This window comes from Gordonia sp. Swx-4 (assembly GCF_030316175.1).
GTDB lineage: Bacteria > Actinomycetota > Actinomycetes > Mycobacteriales > Mycobacteriaceae > Gordonia > Gordonia alkanivorans.
In genome coordinates, this window is record NZ_CP128197.1 from 849,711 (window position 1) to 864,875 (window position 15,165).

Annotated in this window: 16 protein-coding genes; 7 read left to right on the forward strand and 9 right to left on the reverse strand. The window is 67.6% G+C overall.

What is annotated here, in order from left to right:
* Window positions 1–4: 4 nt before the first annotated feature.
* From PWF70_RS03920 to PWF70_RS03935, 4 genes are read right to left on the reverse strand one after another with little or no spacing between them, the layout of a single operon-like run.
* Complete coding sequence (locus tag PWF70_RS03920) at window positions 5–1,285, reverse strand: CaiB/BaiF CoA transferase family protein (protein WP_035752089.1); 1,281 nt, start codon at window positions 1,283–1,285, stop codon at window positions 5–7.
* A complete protein-coding gene (locus PWF70_RS03925; RefSeq protein WP_035751880.1) occupies window positions 1,282–2,397 on the reverse strand; it encodes an acyl-CoA dehydrogenase family protein in 1,116 nt (371 codons plus the stop codon). The genes PWF70_RS03920 and PWF70_RS03925 overlap by 4 nt, the downstream gene beginning before the upstream one ends.
* A complete protein-coding gene (locus PWF70_RS03930) occupies window positions 2,394–3,560 on the reverse strand; it encodes an acyl-CoA dehydrogenase family protein (RefSeq protein ID WP_035751877.1) in 1,167 nt (388 codons plus the stop codon). The genes PWF70_RS03925 and PWF70_RS03930 overlap by 4 nt, the downstream gene beginning before the upstream one ends.
* Window positions 3,557–4,369 (reverse strand): enoyl-CoA hydratase-related protein, encoded by an 813-nt coding sequence (locus PWF70_RS03935; RefSeq protein WP_035751874.1) that lies wholly within the window; start codon window positions 4,367–4,369, stop codon window positions 3,557–3,559. The genes PWF70_RS03930 and PWF70_RS03935 overlap by 4 nt, the downstream gene beginning before the upstream one ends.
* A 184-nt stretch (window positions 4,370–4,553) precedes the next feature.
* Between PWF70_RS03935 and PWF70_RS03940 the strand changes: the two genes are divergently transcribed.
* The 3 genes from PWF70_RS03940 to dmpG are packed head-to-tail and all read left to right on the forward strand — an operon-like array spanning window position 4,554 to window position 7,390.
* A complete protein-coding gene (locus tag PWF70_RS03940) occupies window positions 4,554–5,342 on the forward strand; it encodes a 2-keto-4-pentenoate hydratase (RefSeq protein ID WP_279939169.1) in 789 nt (262 codons plus the stop codon).
* 51 nt (window positions 5,343–5,393) lie between these two features.
* Window positions 5,394–6,299, forward strand: a complete 906-nt coding sequence (locus PWF70_RS03945; protein ID WP_006358438.1) for an acetaldehyde dehydrogenase (acetylating) — start codon at window positions 5,394–5,396, stop codon at window positions 6,297–6,299.
* The gene (gene dmpG / locus PWF70_RS03950) at window positions 6,296–7,390 is read left to right on the forward strand and encodes a 4-hydroxy-2-oxovalerate aldolase (RefSeq protein ID WP_035751867.1); all 1,095 of its coding nucleotides are present in this window, start codon (window positions 6,296–6,298) and stop codon (window positions 7,388–7,390) included. The genes PWF70_RS03945 and dmpG overlap by 4 nt, the downstream gene beginning before the upstream one ends.
* A 7-nt stretch (window positions 7,391–7,397) precedes the next feature.
* On the opposite strand, the gene PWF70_RS03955 is transcribed toward dmpG, so the two are convergent.
* Window positions 7,398–8,315, reverse strand: coding sequence for a LysR family transcriptional regulator (locus tag PWF70_RS03955; protein ID WP_081724793.1), 918 nt, complete (start codon window positions 8,313–8,315; stop codon window positions 7,398–7,400).
* 48 nt (window positions 8,316–8,363) lie between these two features.
* Here PWF70_RS03955 and PWF70_RS03960 point away from each other — a divergent pair, with 48 nt between their 5' ends.
* A complete protein-coding gene (locus PWF70_RS03960; RefSeq protein WP_006358441.1) occupies window positions 8,364–9,557 on the forward strand; it encodes a TDT family transporter in 1,194 nt (397 codons plus the stop codon).
* Window positions 9,558–9,663: 106 nt separating this feature from the next.
* A complete protein-coding gene (locus PWF70_RS03965; RefSeq protein ID WP_035751864.1) occupies window positions 9,664–9,876 on the forward strand; it encodes an Rv3202a family protein in 213 nt (70 codons plus the stop codon).
* A gap of 45 nt (window positions 9,877–9,921) precedes the next feature.
* On the opposite strand, the gene PWF70_RS03970 is transcribed toward PWF70_RS03965, so the two are convergent.
* Window positions 9,922–10,716 carry a VOC family protein gene (locus PWF70_RS03970; protein ID WP_035751861.1) on the reverse strand — a complete coding sequence of 265 codons (795 nt, stop codon included), beginning with the start codon at window positions 10,714–10,716 and terminating at the stop codon, window positions 9,922–9,924.
* Between the two features lie 160 nt (window positions 10,717–10,876).
* Here PWF70_RS03970 and PWF70_RS03975 point away from each other — a divergent pair, with 160 nt between their 5' ends.
* Window positions 10,877–11,437: a hypothetical protein gene (locus PWF70_RS03975; RefSeq protein ID WP_006358444.1), complete on the forward strand. Its 561-nt coding sequence runs from the start codon at window positions 10,877–10,879 to the stop codon at window positions 11,435–11,437.
* Here the strand turns inward: PWF70_RS03975 and PWF70_RS03980 are convergent.
* From PWF70_RS03980 to PWF70_RS03990, 3 genes are all read right to left on the reverse strand, one after another.
* A complete protein-coding gene (locus PWF70_RS03980; RefSeq protein WP_035752086.1) occupies window positions 11,412–11,948 on the reverse strand; it encodes a C40 family peptidase in 537 nt (178 codons plus the stop codon). The two genes, PWF70_RS03975 and PWF70_RS03980, sit on opposite strands and share 26 nt — an antisense overlap.
* A 128-nt stretch (window positions 11,949–12,076) precedes the next feature.
* On the reverse strand, window positions 12,077–12,472 hold the full coding sequence (locus tag PWF70_RS03985; RefSeq protein ID WP_006358447.1) for a hypothetical protein: 396 nt from the start codon (window positions 12,470–12,472) through the stop codon (window positions 12,077–12,079).
* A 2-nt stretch (window positions 12,473–12,474) separates the two neighbouring features.
* Window positions 12,475–13,707 (reverse strand): 3-ketosteroid-9-alpha-monooxygenase, oxygenase component, encoded by a 1,233-nt coding sequence (locus tag PWF70_RS03990; protein ID WP_042376212.1) that lies wholly within the window; start codon window positions 13,705–13,707, stop codon window positions 12,475–12,477.
* 226 nt (window positions 13,708–13,933) lie between these two features.
* Here PWF70_RS03990 and hsaA point away from each other — a divergent pair, with 226 nt between their 5' ends.
* Complete coding sequence (gene hsaA, locus PWF70_RS03995) at window positions 13,934–15,118, forward strand: 3-hydroxy-9,10-secoandrosta-1,3,5(10)-triene-9,17-dione monooxygenase oxygenase subunit (protein WP_006358449.1); 1,185 nt, start codon at window positions 13,934–13,936, stop codon at window positions 15,116–15,118.
* Window positions 15,119–15,165 lie beyond the last annotated feature (47 nt).

Below are 15,165 nucleotides of genomic sequence, written 5' to 3' on the forward strand. Positions count from 1 at the left end.
CCCCTCACCCGTCGCCGAACACGCCGGACGATCGGAGCTCGGCCAACCGGCGCGGGCCGTAACCCAGCGCGGCGAGGACTTCCTCGGTGTGCGCGCCCCGACGTACCGCTGGACGGGGAGAACGGTGAGCCGACCTGCTCAACGAGATCGGCACGCCGACACCGCGATACTCGTCGGTGTCCAGGAACAGGCCGCGATGGCGGACTTGCGGCGAGGTGAGTGCCTCCGCGACATCGTTGACCGGGCTCGCCGGGACGCCCGCCCGCTCGAGCCGTTCCGCGAGATCGTCCCGGTCCCACTGCGCGATCCGCGCGCCCAGGACGGCGGCCAGTTCGACTCGATGGCGCGACCGCTCGCCGTTGTGCACGAATCTCGGGTCGTCGGCGAGCTCGGGCACCCCGAGGACCCCGACGAGCGAACGGAATTGACGGTCGTTGGCCGCACTGACGAAGAAGTCACCGTCTCGAGCGGAGAAGACCTGATAGGGCACCACGGTCGGGTGGAAATCGCCGGTCCGCTGCGGTATCGCACCTCCGGAGACCCAGTTCGCGGCATGCGGATGCAACAGGGAGATCACCGAATCGAGCAGCGTCATGTCCACCAGCTGCCCGCGACCGCTCCGGTCTCGCTCGTACAGCGCCAGGAGTATGCCGCTCACCGCCATGTTGGCGGCGACGATGTCCACGATGGGGATACCCACGCGCAGCGGCGCGCCGTCGGGGTAACCGTTCACGCTCATCAGACCGCCGAACGACTGGAGAACCGCGTCGTATCCGGGTAGTCCGCCCATCGGACCGTCGACGCCGAAACCCGTGATGCGGCAGTACACCATCCGCGGATGTCGGTCGGCGAGAACGGTGTCGTAGTCGAAACCCCACCGCGCCATCGTGCCGGCCTTGAAGTTCTCGATCACGATGTCAGCACCTGCCAGGAGGTCGCCGAGGACCTCCCGTCCGGCGTCGGTGCGAAGGTCGAGGCAGATGTTCTCCTTGCTGTGGTTGAGGCTCTGGTAGTAGGCGCTCGTGGCGCCCTCGTCCTCGAACGGTGGTCCCCAGCCTCGGGTCTCGTCGCCCGCGGGCGCTTCGACCTTGATCACCTCGGCGCCGTGGTCGGCGAGGATCTGGGCTGTGTAGGGACCGGCCAGGACCCGACTCAGGTCGAGAACCCGCAGGCCGCTGAGGATTCCGTGGTCGGCGGCCGCGTCGGCGGCGCGCCATGCTGCTCGTGGCTCCACCCGCTCGTCCTCGTCACGGAGCTGGTCACCCACCAGATCCGCCGCACTCATCGGACGCTCCGCGGCGAACTCTCCGGCGATGTCTCCCCGGCCTGCGGCGCTTCGGTCCCGGTGATGACCTCCCATGGATCGCCACCGTCGTCGAGTATCCGTCCGGCCAGGACATCGGCCCATTCGGCTTCGGTCCCGTGCCGGTCGCGCCATGCCCACAGCGCCGTCGTCGACCGGCCGAGGCGGTGCTCCGAGGTGAAACCGATGGCACCGTGGATCTGGTGTCCCGCCGCGGCCACCTCGTCGGCGTATCCGGACGTCACCACCTTCGCCGCGGCCACCGCGGCCCGGGCACCGGCCGGATCGTGCGATGTCGCATCGGCGGCCACCCGTGCCGCGGTCTCCATCATGGTGGTCCGGGCCGCCATCACCGCGAGGCGTTGCTGGATGGCCTGGAACTTGACGAGGGGCCGGCCGAACTGGATGCGTTCCGAGGCGTACCGCACGGACAGGTCGTGGACCGCCCCTGCTGCCGCCGCCAGGGCTGCGGAGTACGCGAGTGCGCCCCGTTGACGGACCTCGGCGGCATCGACCGGTGAGTCGGCGTGGAACACGGTCGCCGCCTCGTCGAATCGGAGGTCGCCGAGCGACACTCCCAGGAGGTCCGTGCCGTCCTCGACGTGGACTCCGGCGCCGCTCAGGTCGACGATCGCCACGAGCGGAACGTCGGAGGTGGGTACGAGTACGACCACGGAGTCGGCGGAGGCGGCGTGGACGACGTCGCGTGCGACCCCGCTGAGAATCAATCGCTCCTCGCCCTCGACACCTCGCTCGATGCGTGTTTCGACGTCGTCGGCGACCGCGATTGTCGCGGTGGTCCCCTCGAGTGACCGTCCGACCGTGCCGGCGAGCCATGCGGCCAGGAGCGCATGTTCGACGAACGGCGTGACCGCCCCGGCCGCGGTCACGGTCGACATCACGGCGAGTGCATCGTCGAGATCGGCGTCCTCTCCACCGGCGGCGTCGGGCACATCGAGACTCGCGAAACCCGAGTCCGCCAGGACTGTCCACAGTTCCGTGTCGACGCCGGTCGGCGGCGTCTCGGTGCCGACCGGAATGCGGTCCAGTATCGAGGTCGTCGCCGCGACCAGTTCAGCGGCCAGTTCGCTCATCGAATCCCCATTCCCCGCGCCACGATGCCGCGGAGGATCTCGTTGGTTCCGCCCCGTAGGGTGAAAGCCGGTGTGTGCAACACGCTTTGGCCGAGGAGACGCTCCAGCGAGGTGCCTCCGCTCCGTCGTGCGACGATGCCCGACGCCGCGCGTACCGCGTCGACGAGGTCGCCCTCGAAGATCGAACCGAGGTCTTTGACCATGGCGGCCAGCACATCCGGCTTGCCGCCGGCCGACAACTCGGCAGCGACCTGCAGGGACATCCGTCGTAGCGCCCAGGCTTGTGCGGTGAGCGTGCCGAGAGTTCGGCGCTGTTCGGCGGTGGCCCCGGTCTCGCGGAGATGATCAGTCCACGCCCGCAACAGTGGCAGTGTGCTGAGGTAGCGCTCGGGACCGGACCGCTCGAAGGCCAACTCGCTCATCACCTGTTGCCACCCGTTGCCGCGTCGGCCGAGGAGTGCCGACTTGTCCACGACGGCATCGTGGAAGACCACTTCGTTGAAGTGGGCCTGGCCGTCGATGCTCCGCAGCGGACGTACCTCGATATCCGGATGGGACAGGTCGACGAGGATCTGCGACAGACCCTGTTGACGATCTTCCGGGGTGCCGTCGGTGCGTGCGAGCAGAACCATCGCGTGGGAGACGTGGGCGCCGGTGGTCCAGACCTTGGTGCCGGTGATGGTCCAGGTGTCGCCGGTGTCTCGTGCCCGGGTGCGGACGCTCGCGAGATCCGAACCGGCATCCGGCTCGGACATCCCGATCGCGAAATAGATCGAGCCCGAGGCGATCCCGGGAAGGTAGCGGCGCTTCTGCTCTTCGGTGCCGTTCGCGAGGATGCCCGGCGCCATCTGCCGGTCGGCGATCCAGTGGGCGGCCACCGGCGCGCCGTGGGCGAGGAGTTCCTCGGTGATGACGAATCGCTCGACGGGAGTGCGTCCTCGGCCGCCGTACTCGGTCGGCGTGGTCATACCGAGCCAGCCCCGCTCACCCAGTCGTCGACTGAATGCCGGGTCGAAGCCGGTCATCCAGCTGTCCACGTCGGGAGCGAATGCGCCGCGGTCGATCTCGTCGCGCAGGAACTCGCGGACCTCGGTGCGCAATTCCACCAGGGCGGCGTCGTCGACGCCCGTCGACGAGCCGCGGGGGTCGTGCAGTGCCGTCATGACCGGCCGGGCCCGCGGGACGACCAGTTCTGTCCCTTGCGGGCCATCGACCACATCTGGGTGCCGCGCTCGATCTCGATCGCCGAGTCCCAGGTGACCGCGGGCGGGCCGAGTTCGAGTCGGACGCTGGACATCACGCGGCGGGTCAGCTCGGGATCGCGCGCGGCGGGTGCGGTGAGACCGTCCACGATCGCCGGGATGTCCTCGATCGGGGCGGCCGCGTACGCCAGACCCTGTGCGACGGCCTCCTCGCCGGTGAGTGACTGACCGCACGCCGCCAGGGCGATGGTGTTTGCCCGTCCCACCGCCCGGTTCAGCAGTGTGATGTGTCCGCCTCCCGGGTGGATACCGCGAGCGAGGAAACCGCTGTCGAGGACGGCATCCGGGGTGGCGACGAGCAGGTCGACGGCCAGCGCCAGGTTGAGGCCGGCGCCCACCGCACCGCCGACCACCACGCCGACGGTGGGTACGGGCAGCGACCCCACACGCACAAAGGCCTTGTACACCGCGGACAACTGCACGACCGACTTCGGCGATGCGGGATCGGCCGATGCGGATGCGAGGATGCGGGTGTCGGCGCCGCTGCAGAAGTAGGAGCCGGCGGCGTCGACGACCACCGCGCCGATGGTCTCATCGGCGGCGACCTGGTCGCAGAACTGCTCGATCGCCGCGGCCATGTCGAGGGTGATGGCGTTCTTGCGGCGCGGGTTGTTCAGGGTCAGCCGGGCGACGCCGTCGGTGAACGACGTGAGGATCGAGGGTGCGTCGTCGTCGGAAGGCTGCGCGTTAAGGGCTGTGTCGGACGTCATGAAGGGCAGCGTAGCCGATTGGATACAAAAAGCGATCCAAAATCATTGACTTGCCGGAGTCGCTGCGGTGAACTGCGTACCTGAGTATCTGACGGTGACCCGATCGCCTACTGGAAGGCCGCAGACACGATGGTGCAACGTGTTCTAAACTAGAACACGTTCACATTGGGAAGGTGAGGGCACGATGGCGGTTGACCAGGCTGTTCGCGAGCAGATCGCGGCTGAGCTGTGGAAAGCGGAGACGTCGGCCACCGCGATCGACCGGCCCACGGACACCCATCCCGACCTCGACGTGGTCGACGCCTACGAGATCCAGCTGATCAACATCCGCAAGCGACTCGAGGCCGGGGCCAGGGTCGCCGGGCACAAGGTCGGCCTCGCTTCCGAGGCGATGCAGAAGATGATGGGCGTCGACGAGCCCGACTACGGACACCTCCTCGACGAGATGCAGTACTTCGAGGAGGCCCCCATCGACGCGAAGAAGCTGTGCTTCCCCCGGGTCGAGGTGGAGGTCGGCTTCATCCTCGGCGAGGACCTGCCCGGCGAGGGGTGCACCAACGAAGACGTCATCGCCGCGGTCGAATGGGTGGTGCCCTCGATCGAGCTCATCGACTCCCGCATCAAGGACTGGAAGATCACGCTGTGCGACACCATCGCCGACAACGCGTCGTCGTGCGGCTGGATTCTCGGACAGCAACGTGTCCCGATCGGCGAGATCGACACCGGGGACATCGACGCGGTCCTGCATCGTAACGGGGAGATCGTGGCGAAGGGCAATTCGTCTGCGGTGCTGGGCCATCCGCTCAATGCGGTGTCGTGGCTGGCACGCAAGGTCGACAGCTTCGGGGTCCGTCTCCGCAAGGGGGACGTGATCCTGCCCGGCACGGCGACGCGGGCGATCGACATCTCCTCGGGTGACCACTTCGTGGCCGAATTCGCCGGCCTCGGTTCGGTCACCCTGGATTTCACCTGACACGACTTCACCTGACATGCAACAGACTTCACTAGCAAGAGGAGGGTCCACGTGGCGGCAAAACTGACCGCGGCGATCATCGGATCGGGCAACATCGGCACCGATCTGATGTACAAGCTGGAGCGTTCGGAGGTCATCGAACCCCGATGGATGGTCGGCATCGACCCGGACTCGGAGGGCATGAAGCGCGCCGCCGACCGCGGACTCATCACGATGAGCGGTGGTGCGGACGAACTCCTCGGGTCGCAGGACAAGCCCGATCTCATCTTCGAGGCCACCTCGGCCTACGTGCACCGTGAGTACGCCCCGAAGTACGAGGCCGCCGGTATCACCGCGGTGGACCTCACCCCGGCGGCGGTCGGGCCCGCCGTGGTCCCGCCCGCCAACCTGCGTGAACACCTCGACGCCCCGAACACCAACATGATCACCTGCGGCGGGCAGGCGACCATCCCGATGGTGCACGCGGTCTCGTCGGTCGTGCCGGTCCCGTACGCGGAGATCGTCGCGTCGGTCGCCTCGGTCTCGGCCGGTCCGGGCACGCGCGCCAACATCGACGAGTTCACCCGCACCACCTCCGCCGGCGTCGAGTCGATCGGTGGCGCGCAGCGCGGTAAGGCGATCATCATCCTCAACCCGGCGGACCCGCCGATGATCATGCGCGACACCATCTTCTGCGCCATCCCCGAAGACGCCGACACCGACGCCATCGCGGAATCGATCCACCGGCGAGAGAAGGAGATCCAGCAGTACGTGCCGGGCTACCGTCTGCTGCAGGACCCGCAGTTCGACCCGCCGAGCGTCCTGAACGGCGGCTATGCGCGGGTGTCGATCTTCGTGGAGGTCGAGGGTGCGGGCGACTTCCTGCCGCCCTACGCCGGCAACCTGGACATCATGACCGCCGCCGCGACCAAGGTCGGCGAAGAACTCGCAAAGAAGAAGCTGGGAGTCCCCGCATGAGCACCAACGTGGTCACCACCCCGCGCGACCCGAAGCTGATGGCGAACGCGCGCAAGTACTCCGACACCCTCGACATCCGCATCACCGATTCGTCTCTGCGGGACGGCAGCCATCACAAGCGGCACCAGTTCACCGAAGAGGAGGTGCGCGCGATCGTCGGTGGCCTCGACGAGGCCGGTGTGCCGGTCATCGAGGTGACCCACGGCGACGGCCTCGGCGGCTCGTCGTTCAACTACGGGTTCTCCAAAACCCCTGAGCAGCAGCTGATCAAAGCTGCGGCCGAGACCGCGAAGCGGGCCAAGATCGCCTTCCTCATGCTGCCGGGTCTGGGCACCAAGGACGACATCCGCGCCGCGCAGGACAACGGCGGCCAGATCTGCCGCATCGCCACCCACTGCACCGAGGCCGACGTCTCCATCCAGCACTTCGGTCTCGCACGGGATCTCGGACTCGAAACCGTCGGCTTCCTGATGATGAGCCACAGCCAGCCGCCGGAGGTCATCGCCAAGCAGGCTCGCATCATGGCCGACGCCGGATGTCAGTGCGTCTACGTCGTCGACTCCGCGGGTGCGCTCGTCCTCGAGGACGTCACCGTCCGCGTCGAGGCGCTCGTCGCCGAACTCGGCAACGACGCCCAGGTCGGGTTCCACGGACACGAGAACCTCGACATCGCGATCGCCAACTCGGTCAACGCCATCCGTGCGGGCGCCCAGCAGATCGACGGCTCCATCCGACGCTTCGGCGCCGGCGCGGGCAACACGCCCACCGAGGCCTTCGTCGGTGTGTGCGACAAGCTCGGGATCACCACCGGGGTCGACTTCATGAAGATCGCCGACGTCGCACAGGACGTCGTCCGACCGGCCATGCCGTCGGAATGCCTGGTGGACCGCCCGGCGATGATGATGGGTTACGCCGGTTGTTACAGCTCGTTCCTCAAGCACGCAGAGGGCCACGCCGAGCGCTACGGCGTCTCGGCCGCCGAGATCCTGCTCGAGGCCGGCGCGCGCAAACTGGTCGGCGGCCAGGAGGACCAGCTCATCGACATCGCGCTGGAGTTGAAGAAGAAGCAGGACGCGAACGCCGGCGTCTGAGCAGAGCTCAGGAGCGGCCGATGTGGGCCAGGAAGTCCCGCGCTGCACCGGCACCGGGCTGGGGACCGGACGACCACACCGCCCGCAACTGACGTCCGAGGTCGAGGTCGTCGATCGGGATGCGGACCAGCCGTCGGTCGAGATCGTCGGCGACCGACAGGTTGCTGAGCACCGCGGGTCCGGCCCCCGCGATGACCGCGGCGCGCACCGATGCCGTGGTCGACAGTTCCAGCACCGGTGCGGTGACCTCGCGGGACGGTCCGAGCGCCCGGGTCAGGGCGCGTTCGAAGAACTCGCGAGTGCCCGAGCCCTCTTCGCGGGTCACGAGTGCGGTACCGGCGAGGTCGGCGGCCCCGATCCGACGGCGGCTGCGCGTCCACGGATGATCGGGTGGCACGACGACGACCAGCTCGTCACGCGCGATCGTCCGGCTCCGGAGCCCGGGTGCCACCCGAGGCCCCTCGACGAACCCGAGTTCGACCTCGCCGTCGCGCACCAGCGTGCAGACGTGGTCGGAGTTGGCGGCGGTGAACGACACCTTCGGCGCGGGGTCGTGCTGGGCCGCGAAGGAGACGAGCCAGCGGGGGAGGAGATGCTCCGCGACGGTGAGGCTCGCGGCCAGCCGCAGCCGATCTCGTCGTTCCAGCCGTAGGGCGGAGAGTCCGGCGTCGAATTCGCCTGCCAGCGTAAGTAATCGGTCGGCCCACTCGGCGACGAGCCGGCCGGACTGGGTCGGTACCGATCCGCGCGGCGTTCGCGTCAGCAGTCCGACGCCGAGCTGCGTCTCCATCGCGCGGATACGCGCCGACACCGCCTGCTGGGTGACACCGAGTTCGGCGGCCGCAGCATTGAGACTGCCCGTGCTGACGACCGACTGCAGGGTTTCCAACGATGCGAGGTCGGGCATCCGCGGACTGAGGACCATCGCCCGAGGGTACAACCAGCGTTGGTACCCCGGCTACAAGCGCAGTTTGTGACCTGCCAACGATTCGGGCTCTACCGGGGGCGCGGCATCCACGCGATCGTGGTGGACATGACCACGATGACCGTTCGCCCGACCCCGTCCCGGACCGGTTCCCTGCCCGGGACCGGGCCCGGAGTGCGCGTCCGTGTCACCTACTTTCCGCCGAACTGGTTCGCGGCGGTGATGGGCACGGGGATCATCGCGATCGCCGCGCACGGCCTGCCCTGGCAGCCGGCCGGCCTGAGCGTCGTAGCCGTCGGGTTCTGGTTGCTGGCCTGCCTCGTGTTCGTGGCCGTGGCCGTCACCACGATCGGCCACTGGGTGGCGGACCCCGCCGTCGCTCGCAGCCACCACGGTCATCGCGTCGTCGCGCACTTCTACGGTGCGGTGCCGATGGCGATCATGACCGTGGGGACCAGCACTCTCCTGGTCGGCGGCGGGCTCGTCGGCCGAGACGTTGCCCTCGGCGTCGACGTCGTGTGCTGGATCGTCGGCACACTCGGCGGCGTGGTCACCGCGCTGGTCATCCCGTACCGGCACCTGATCGTCGGGCGCGCTCGCGTCGAGGATGCGTTCGGCGGCTGGTTGATGCCGGTAGTGCCGCCGATGGTGTCGGCGTCGGCCGCGGCGATCCTGTCGGGGCAACTCGGTGCCGGGTGGGCGCGGGACCTGGTTCTCGGGGTCGGGTGCGCGATGTTCGGTCTGGCGGTGGTCGCCGCGACGCCCATCCTGGTCGCTCTCGTCCGGCGCTTCCGGACGGGCGATCACGGTGCCACGAACATGGTGCCGACCTGGTGGATCGTGCTCGGCCCACTCGGGCAGTCGGTCACGGCGATGTGCATGCTCGCCCATGCGGCACTCCACGTGGTGCCCGCACCGGTCGCGGGTGCCATCCACGAGTTCGCAATCGCCTATGGGCTGGTCGTGTGGGTGATCGCCACGGCCTGGATCGGTGTCGCCGCACTGCTCACCCTCCGCACCGCGCGGGCCGGGATGCCGTTCGCGATGACCTGGTGGTCGTTCACGTTCCCGGTCGGTACCTACGTGACCGGCTCCTCCGCGTTGGCGCTCACCCTGGGCCGGCCGGTCTTCGAGGTCGCGGCGGTGACCGGCTTTGCTGTACTGGTGGCCGCCTGGGCCGTGGTCGCCGCCCGCACCGCCCGCGGCATCGTCTCCGGCGATCTCCTCCGACTGCCGGTCTGAGGATGTTGACGCTCGCGGGGTACGTCAGGATGATCGGAAGCGCACCACCGGAAGATCGAGCCCAGGCACGCCCGTGCCGAGCGCCCAGCTACCGGAAGGAGTCGCCATGGCAGACGCCCAAGCGTGGAGCGGAGGGGAAGCGGACGACGCCGACGTCGTCGAGCAGACGATGCCGGCGGATCCCGTCGACGACGAGGCTCCCGCCGAGTCCGAGGGGCCGGTCATCGCTCTGGAAGCCAACGACGCGGACGTCGTCGAACAGGCGACCGACGTCGGGTCCGACGACCCCGACGAGTACCCGCCCGAGGACGATCGGTAGACAACACACGCATATCGCGCGTTTTTCTTCTACCGATCGGTGGTGTCACATCCCGGCCGGCGGATGTCCGAGGCAGATCAGCGCGCCCATCGGGTCCTTGATCGCCGCGAGCGTCCCGTACGGGGTGTCCTCGCCGGGCATCAGGATCTCGCCGCCGAGGGACTCGACCTGCTTGACCGTCGCCGCCACGTCGTCGACGGTGATGTAGATCTGCCAGAACGACGGCACCTCCTCGGGAAACAGCTTGGAGGCGTCCATGATCCCGGCGTAGGACTCCTCACCGTAGAAGATCTGGCCGTAATGGTCAGGACCTACGGCGTCGGGGTCACCGCCGGTGCCGACCTCCTCGATACGCGCGCCGAGCACGGCGCGATAGAAGTCGAGTGACTTGGCGTAATCCTTGGACTGGCATTCGAACCAGTACGGGGTGCCGTGATCGCCGAACTCCGAATAACCCTTGTGCTGCTTGGGCTGCCAGAAACCGATGACCGCTCCGGCCGGATCGGTGGCGACCATCATCGTGCCCTCGTCACCGATCGGCATGGGCGGGACCATGATGCTGCCCCCGGCGGATTCGACGGCGTTCACGGTGGCGTTCGCGTCCTCGGAGTGCAGGTACACCGACCAGATGTTCGGCGGCCCGGCCTCGTCCATGGCGGGGCTGAGCCCGGCGACCGGTTTGCCGTTCTTGAGGAAGTTCCGGTAGCCGCCGAATTCCTCGTTCGGTTCCTCCGTCTCCCAGCCGAAGATCTCGCCGTAGAACTGCTCGGCCTTCGCCGTGTCGCTGCTCATCAGGTCGAACCAGATCGGCGCCCCGGACGGGGCTGCGTACTCGGCCATGTTCGTATCCCTTCGTTGCCTTGCGGAATGTTGCTGAACGACTGAGGTGGAGACTCTCAGCGTCGCGCAAACTCATCGGTCCGACAGCGTGTTGGGGCGCTTGGGTGGGATCGATACCGGCGCGTGATTTCGGCACCGGGTGAATGGCAGTCTTGTCGGCATGACCGCAGAACCGGGCATCGTCGACAGACTGCGCACCTTCGTGTGGCCTGCCGCCCTCGTCGGTGGACTCCTCCTGGTGCTGTTCGCACAGGTGGAGTGGGGAAGCACCGACGAGGGCGTACAACCGTCCATCACCGGTCTCGGACGGGTGACCGTCCCGGGGGCGAGCGATGAGGACGTGGCCTTCTTCTTCGAGGACAACACCGACCGGCCCGGTCTGAGTGTGGTGATCCTCGGTGCGGTCATCGCGGTGGTCGCCGCGTTGGCGTGGTGGCGCGAGCGTCTCCGTCCGGCGGCGATCGGGGTAATCGGCCTGGCCGCGGTGGTCGCGTCGGTCGTCGGGATCCGAACGCTGAGTGATCCGGCCGCGCACCTGTTCTCCGACCGGGTCACCGAGGCCCTCGACCTCGAACTCCCGACGATGCAACCGGGTTACGGGCTGCTCGGCACCGTGGTGGTCGCGGTGCTGCTGCTCGTCGTCGTGGGGTTCGCGACGGTGACCTCGGTGTGGCCCGGACGGTCGGTCGACCCGGTCAGCCGAAACGACGAATGGTCTTGATGGTGCCCATGTCCTTGACCTTGGTGAAGCCGATTGGCTTGCCCGTGGTGTAGGCGTTGAACAGGCGGCCGCCACCGGCGTAGATGCCGACGTGCCCGGCGTCGCGGCCGAAGATGATGATGTCGCCGGGGGCGAGGGCGCTGAACGGGATCGCATTGCCGACCCTCGCCTGTTGCTGGCTGGTCCGGGGCAGCTTCACGCCGGCGGTGTGGAACGCCCACTGGACGAGACCAGAACAGTCCCACGAGTGCGGACCGGTGCCGCCCCACCGGTACGGCTTGCCGATCTGGGTCATCGACGCCCCGAGCGCGGCCAGGCCGGTGGGGGTGGGGATGGGGAGGTAGATCGGCACCGAACCTGTCGAATCGCTGGAGCCGGAGCTCGAACCGGCCGCGGCGGCGCGTCCGGCATCGGCAAAAGGTGAGCCCAGGAACGGCGCCGCGACGGTGAGTGCGGCGGACAGGGCGACAGCACAGGTGACCCGCGTACAGCGGGTTCGCAAAACGGACATGACGACCAGATTGGCCGACCGCATACCCGCTTGTCGCCGCTATTCCTAGACGTGTGATGAAGGTGTGACCGTTGTGATGCGTGAGGCTAGTGTTGATTAATGTTGCAGACAGTGCTCAAATTCGACACTCACCAATAGCCGTCGGGATCGGTGGCGGGTGATTCCGGAGGAATGATTCCCTCGGCCACACCGTGGTCGATACTCGCCGACAAGCGGACACAGGTCGGCATCATCGCACCCGGGAGCAGTGGCCCGTTCCCGTCGTCGCCGCCGGCGCGCATCTGCTCGAGGCCGTGGCATCGGCTCCGGGCGTCGGCGTTCCACTGCACGCTCGTGTGGTGCGTGCTGGTCTTCTTCACCAGCACGCACGCGTGGCAGGCGCGGCATTCGATCTCTCGCATGCCGCCCTGCAGGTAGTGCTCGCGGTCGCGCTGGGTCGCCGCGTGGACCCGGGCCGCCCGGTCGGGATCGTCGCCGAAGTCGGGCGCCTTGGCCCAGTGTGCTCGTGACGCGGCCCGGGTCATCGTCAGACCTGCGCCTTCTCCGAGGAATCCGCCGCGCCGTCCGGCGACTGCTCGGCCGCTGCCTTCTCGGCCTCTTGGCGTCGGAGGTTCTCCTGGATCTCGGCGTTCCAGCTCTCGACTGCCTTGGAGGTGTCGATCTCGTACTCGAACCGGCCGGTCATCTCGTCGGTGACGTCGGCCTTGTCGACATAGAACTGCTCGTACCAGCGACGGAGCTGGTACACCGGGCCGTCCTCCTCGACGAGGAGCGGATTGTCGATGCGGGTCTTGTTCTTCCAGATCTCGACGTCCTGCAGGAAGCCGACCTCGACACCCGCGCTGATCTTGGTGGCCATCTTCGAGGCCTGCTCGGCGGTGAGGCCCTCGGGAACCTTCGCCATGACGCCGTACATCAGGACGAACGAATTCTCGTCGATCGGGTAGTGGCAGTTGGTCAGGATGGTCTCGACCGCGAAGCCGCCGTAGTACTGGACCATCGGGTTCAGCATGTAAGACGGACCGTAGTAAGCGGCGATCGATTCGAGCCGGCTGTCGCCGTAGTTGGTGCCCAGCGTGACGTCGGGGCGCCCATGCGAATTCATGTACTGCGCGGCGATCTCGCCCTCGAAGACATTCTTGAAGTAATCCGGCAGCGCGAAATGCACATAGAAGAAATGCGCCATGTCGACGACGTTGTCGATGATCTCGCGGCAGTTCGAGCCCTCGATCACGATGCGGTTCCAGGTCCAGTCGGTCCACTCCTCGGACCCGACCTCGGCCAGCTCCGGGATGATGACCTCTTCCGGCGGCGGGTTGCCCTCGGGGTCGTTGTAGACGAAGACCTGGCCGTTGCGGACCATCGACGGCCACGAGCGGGTCTTGGCGAGCTTGGGGTTGCGCTTGGCGTACGGGACGCCGGCGCAGCGACCGTTGCCCTTCCACAGCCAGCCGTGGAACGGGCAGGCGACGTTGTCGCCGGACAGCTTGCCCTGCGACAGGTCACCGCCCATGTGGCGGCAGTAGGCGTCGAGGATGTTCAGCTCGCCCTTGGTGTCGACCCAGACGACGAGCTTGGTGCCGAAGATCTGCACGGAGTGCGGTTGGCCGTCGTCGAACTCGCCGAACAGGCCCAGGCAGTGCCACCCGCGGGCGAACCGGGTGGGCGGCGCGCCGGTGTCGATCTCCCGGATACCCACCTCGGCGTCGTTGGACGAACCGGGGGTGTTCGGGGTCATCGTGTCGGGTGCTGGTGACATGTGCCCTCTCCTGTCTGTGGCTGGTGTCGCGTCGAACCTCTGCCGCCAATACTAGAACACGTTTCAAATCCTTTGGGTGGATCGCCGCCCAGATCGCCGATCAGTGCTGTACATGGGCATAAAGTCCCAGTGCTCGACAGAAATGAGAACGTGTTCTAATCTCGAACTCGATGAGTAAGCGGCCGGCGCCGTCCGGCCGAGGGAGAGACAGGTAGGAGCAGGCGAGATGCCAGCACAACGGAGCGAAGCCGCCGAGCAGGTCCTGGAGAAGATCAACGCACTGCTCCCGGAGATCGAGCAGCGGGCGCAGTCCACCGAGGATCTGCGTCGAATCCCCGAAGAGACCGTGTCCAGCCTCGAGACGGCCGGCTTCTTCAAGCTGATGCAGCCCGAGCAGTGGGGCGGATACCAGGTCGACCCGGTGACCTTCTACGAGGCCGTGCGGCGGATCGCCTCGGCCTGCGGGTCGACGGGTTGGGTGTCGGGCATCATCGGCATCCACAACTGGCACCTCGCGCTCTTCGACCAGCAGGCGCAGGAGGACGTCTGGGGCAAGGACCCCAACGTCCGCATCTCGTCGTCGTACGCGCCGATGGGTATGGGTGAGGTCGTCGACGGCGGCTACAAGGTCAACGGTTCGTGGGCCTGGTCGTCGGGCTGCGACACCGCCGACTGGGTGTTCGTCGGTGGACCGGTCATCAAGAACGGCAAGCCGGTCGACTTCGTCAGCTTCCTGATCCCGCGTGAGGACTACACGATCAAGGACGTGTGGAACGTCGTCGGTCTTCGCGGCACCGGGTCCAACACCATCGAGGTCAAGGACGTCTTCGTCCCCCGCCACCGCATGCTGAGCATGCGCACCATGTCGATGGGCCAGAGCCCGGGACTCGAGCAGAACACCGCACCGGTCTACAAGATGCCCTGGGGCACAATTCATCCCAGCACCATTGCGACCCCGATCGTCGGCATGGCCTTCGGTGCCTACCACGCTCACGTCGAGCACCAGGGCAAGCGCGTCCGCGCCGCTTACGCCGGGGAGAAGGCCAAGGACGACCCCTTCGCCAAGGTTCGTATCGCCGAGGCCGCCAGCGACATCGACGCCGCATGGCGTCAGCTGTCAGGCAACCTGCAGGCCGAGTACGACCTGATCCTCGCCGGTGAAGAGGTCCCCATGGAGCTGCGTCTGGCGGCCCGTCGCGACCAGGTGCGCGCCACCGGCCGCGCGATCTCCGCCATCGACCGTCTCTTCGAGAACTCGGGTGCCCACGCGCTCGAGAACGGCACCCCGATCCAGCGGTTCTGGCGCGACGCCCACGCCGGACGCGTGCATGCCGCCAACGATCCGGAACGAGCCTACGTCGCATTCGGCAACGGCGAGTTCGGGATTCCCATCGGCGACACGATGGTCTGACCCTTCGAGACGCTCGCAGGCTAGCTCCTCAGGGGGCCGGGGACACT